Genomic DNA, 3,768 nt, shown 5'->3' with positions numbered 1-3,768 from the left:
AGATGTTTATTAGAGACAGGAGTAGCCTGGAGCACTCGCTGCAGCACCTCTTGGTAGCCGGCTGCCGGATCGCCGAGATCAAAGCGAAAAAGGTCTTTATCCAGCACCCGCGGCTCGGTCCCTTGGAGATCCCACAGGCGGCAGGTGTCGGGGCTGATCTCGTCCGCCAGCCAAATCTGCCCTTCCTCGTCCAGGCCAAACTCCAGCTTAAAGTCCACCAGCTCCAGCCGGCAGCGCCGCCAGAAGTTGCCAAGGTGAGTGTTGACTGCCAAAGCCAGGGATCCCAGTTTCTCCACCTGCTCCGGCGTGGCCAGGTGCAACAGGCGGATGTGGTCGGGAGTGACCAGGGGATCTCCCAAGGCGTCGTTTTTGTAATAGAACTCCACCAGCGGCGGCTCGATGGGCAGGCCCTGCTCCAGGCCTAAGCGCTGGCAGAGGCTGCCGGCAGTGCGGTTGCGCACCACCACTTCTAAGGGCAGGATCCGCAGGGCGCGCACCTGCATCTCACGGGGGCCGGTCTGGCTCAAGAAGTGGTTGCGAATACCCTGCTGCGCCAGGTAGGCAAACACCCGGCTAGAGACGGTGCAGTTGACTTCTCCTTTGCCGGGGATGGATCCCCGCTTTTGGGCATTAAAAGCCGTGGCGTCGTCTTTGTATTGGCAGAGGTAAACCTGGGGATCGGCGGTGCGGTAGACCCGTTTGGCTTTGCCCTCGTAAAGGAGTTCTTGGGGCGTGGGCGAGGATGGCATAAGCAACCCCTAATATCCGGTCAGCCGTCCGCGGATCCCTTGCCAAAGGGTAATGGCCAGGATGCGCAGATCCAGCCACAGGGACCAGTTTTGCACATAGTAGAGATCATACTGGGTGCGGCGGGCGATGCTGGTGTCTCCCCGCAGGCCGTGGATCTGAGCCCAGCCGGTGAGGCCGCTTTTCACCAAGTGCCGATCCGGATACTTGGGGATCTCCTGGCTAAACTGCTCCACGAAGTAGGGCCGCTCGGGGCGAGGGCCCACCAGGCTCATTTCCCCCTTCAAAACGTTCCAAAGCTGGGGCAGCTCGTCCAGATTGGTGCGGCGCAAAAAGGCTCCTATCTTGGTTCGGCGCGGATCCCCAGGGCGCGTCCAGCCCGGCTGGCCAGAGGCTTCGGCGTCCACCCGCATGGTGCGGAACTTGGCAATCCAAAAGCGACGCCCATCCAAGCTCACCCGCTCCTGCCAATACAGGATGGGGCCGGGGCTGCTGCAGGCCACCAGCACGGCGATGACCACAAACAGGGGGCTGAGCAACAGTAAGCCCAGGGAAGCTCCCAAGATGTCCATAGCTCGCTTGAGGAAACGGTTGTGGGCGTAGCGCAAAGGGGGGTGGCGCAGCGTCAGCAGCGGGATCCCGTCCAGAGAGTGGAACTGCAGGTTAACCGTTAAGAAGCCAAGAATATCTGGCACCAGGCGCACCTGCACCGACAGAGCCTGCAAAGTAAGAAGCAGGGGCGCGTTGGCCAGCTCCGGCTGCCCAAACCACACCTCTTGGATCTCAGGGTGAGCTTGCACATAGGCCACCAGATGAGCGGGATCCAGGCGCTCCAGCTTTTGCAGAGGCCCCGCTTCTGGCGCCGAGGGATCCCCGGCCACGGCCCAAGCCTTGATCTCAAACCCCAAAGCCGGGCAGCGCTCTAGCCGCTCCAGCACCTCGGCCAACAGCAAGCCGGATCCCACCCAGATCACCCGTCGCCGCCCCTGGCCGCGGGCATACAGCCAGCCCATGCCCAGCCGCAGCGCTAACCGCATCCCCGTCAGGCCGAGCAGAGCCAGCAGGCCGGCATAGCCCACTACCAAGCGCGACAGCGAGACAGAGCGCACGAAGAAGGCCCCTGCCAACACCAGGCCAAAGGTCACCCCCAGCCCCAGCAGCAAACTGGCCCATTCCTCAAAGCGGGATAGGCGCTTCGATTCGCCATATCCGCCCAAACCGGCCTGAACGCCCCAGTAGCTGAGAACGGTCAGCAATCCCAGGCCGGCATAAACATCCCACGGCAAAAGCTGGTGAGGGCGCAAGCTGCGCAGCCAGTAACCTGCCCCAAAGGCCAACCAAATACAAAGGCCATCCCCGAAGCAAGCTAGGGGCACCCACAGACGATGCGGATCCAAGCGAAGGGCGTAGCTGCGCAAAGGTTCCGTCTCCCTGGTGCGAAAGGACTCCGTCCCGCTAGCGCGATCGGCCAAGAGCTATCTCCTCCAAAAACGAAGACTGGGAACAATCTTATGAAAAGATTATCCCCTTGAGGCTGCAAGGACTCCGTCTCGCTAGCGCGATCGGCCAAGTTGACTCAAAAAACTGGTAATAACGGCGAGAAGTTGAGGATTAAGAGGCTCAGTTTCCCAGAGGAGCAATTTTCAAAGGGCTCCGTCCCGCTGCCGCAATAGGGCTGGCTACCGCCAACAACGACAGGCCAAAGAGCAACGAAAACTTGGGGATCAAATAGGCTTCCGCGGCAAAAATCTCTGCTAGAAGTTGATTGAGCCAAAGGGGCGGCATTTTCAAGTCTGGACTTTCCCGCAGGCGAAGTATTTTCTGGGCTAGGCGGATCCCTGCTGCCAGAGGGAAGAGAAAGCTGTTGAAAAAGGTAAAGGTATGAATTTGCAAGCCGGCGCTCTTGAGTAAGGAGAGAAGTTGTGCCGCTGTGTAGCGTCTCTTGTGGTGATTGAGCTCGTCATGGGCGCTCCACAGCCAGGGATAAGCCGGCACCGTGATCACCATGTAGCCAGATGGCTTTAACCTCTGGATGAGGGCTTCCAGAGCTGCTGTGTCTTCGTCTAAATGTTCCAGAACGTCCAGCAGAGCAATTAAATCAAATTGTTGAGAGCCAAAAGGGATCCGATGCGGCAATTCGCCTTCTTCCACAATCGCAATGCCACGAGCCCGGGCCAAAGGCAATGCTATTTCGCTTCTTTCCATGGCCCAGACTTGGCCAAACTGAGACAACATTTCCAGGTTGCCACCGCTGCCACATCCCGCTTCCAAGATACAAGCTGAGGGAGGAAGAGGGATCCCTGCAATAACCCGGCTGAGAATCTGTCGGCGGCCCACAAACCACCAATGTCGATCCTCTAGGCCTGCCATTTGTTCATAAGCTTTGGGATCCATAGTCGTCCCCAATGGTTGGGAACTTGTTAGGGAGAAAGCCTGGCCTTGCCCCAGCGGTTTTGGCGGTACCAGGCGGCCACATGGGGGCACCAAGCCTCGAAGTGGGGCCACATCAACTCGCACAGCTCGCGGATCTCCCGCTGGGCATCCTCCTTAGCCCGCAAATCCAGAAAGTGCATCAAGCTGCGGCAATTAAAAGACACTACAAAATGTTGGCGGATCCCGTAGCCGATGATGTTACGAGCATCCTCATAGGGCACCCCACACTCTTCGACCAGGCGATAATAGGCAATGGCCTGGCTGCGATACTGCTCAAGAATGATGTTTAGGGCCTCGGGAGAGATGGGCTTGAAGCCTTGGCGGGTTTTGGCTTTGCCTTCCTTGACGCTGGCGGGAACGTAAAATAGAGTTTCCAACTCTTGCAAAGCTAACCCTGCCCCGGTTTTGTCGGCAAAAGCAGAAGTTTCGTCCCACCCCCCCCGTTTCGGGGGGGGGGGGGGGGGGGTGGGGGGGGCGGGGGGGGGGGGGGGGGGGGGCCGGGGGGGGGGGGGGGGGGCGCGGGGGGGGGGCGGGCGGGCGGGGGGGGGCGGGGGGCGGGGGGGGGGGGGCCGGGCCCCCGGAACAGGC

General features: G+C 60.3%; 4 protein-coding genes. All 4 read right to left on the bottom strand.

What is annotated here, in order from left to right:
* Positions 1–749, bottom strand: a 749-nt coding sequence (gene purC, locus NW846_RS12360; RefSeq protein WP_414516161.1) for a phosphoribosylaminoimidazolesuccinocarboxamide synthase, incomplete at its 3' end; no start/stop codon positions are given.
* Positions 750–758: 9 nt separating this feature from the next.
* Positions 759–2,219, bottom strand: coding sequence for a sugar transferase (locus NW846_RS12355; protein ID WP_414348457.1), 1,461 nt, complete (start codon positions 2,217–2,219; stop codon positions 759–761).
* 148 nt (positions 2,220–2,367) lie between these two features.
* Positions 2,368–3,141 (bottom strand): class I SAM-dependent methyltransferase, encoded by a 774-nt coding sequence (locus tag NW846_RS12350; protein WP_240527758.1) that lies wholly within the window; start codon positions 3,139–3,141, stop codon positions 2,368–2,370.
* Between the two features lie 26 nt (positions 3,142–3,167).
* Positions 3,168–3,566, bottom strand: a complete 399-nt coding sequence (locus NW846_RS12345; RefSeq protein WP_414516158.1) for an FAD-dependent thymidylate synthase — start codon at positions 3,564–3,566, stop codon at positions 3,168–3,170.
* Between the last annotated feature and the right edge of the window lie 202 nt (positions 3,567–3,768).

The sequence above is a fragment of the Synechococcus sp. W60.3 genome (assembly GCF_047502615.1).
Classification (GTDB): domain Bacteria; phylum Cyanobacteriota; class Cyanobacteriia; order Thermostichales; family Thermostichaceae; genus Thermostichus.
Note: the sequence above shows the minus strand (reverse complement) of the source record. Positions and strands in the feature narration are given on the sequence as shown.

Bases quoted from the DNA above. Each gene is read 5' to 3' on its own strand.
- NW846_RS12350 (WP_240527758.1), bottom strand. From the start codon at position 3,141: ATGGATCCCAAAGCTTATGAACAAATGGCAGGCCTAGAGGATCGACAT.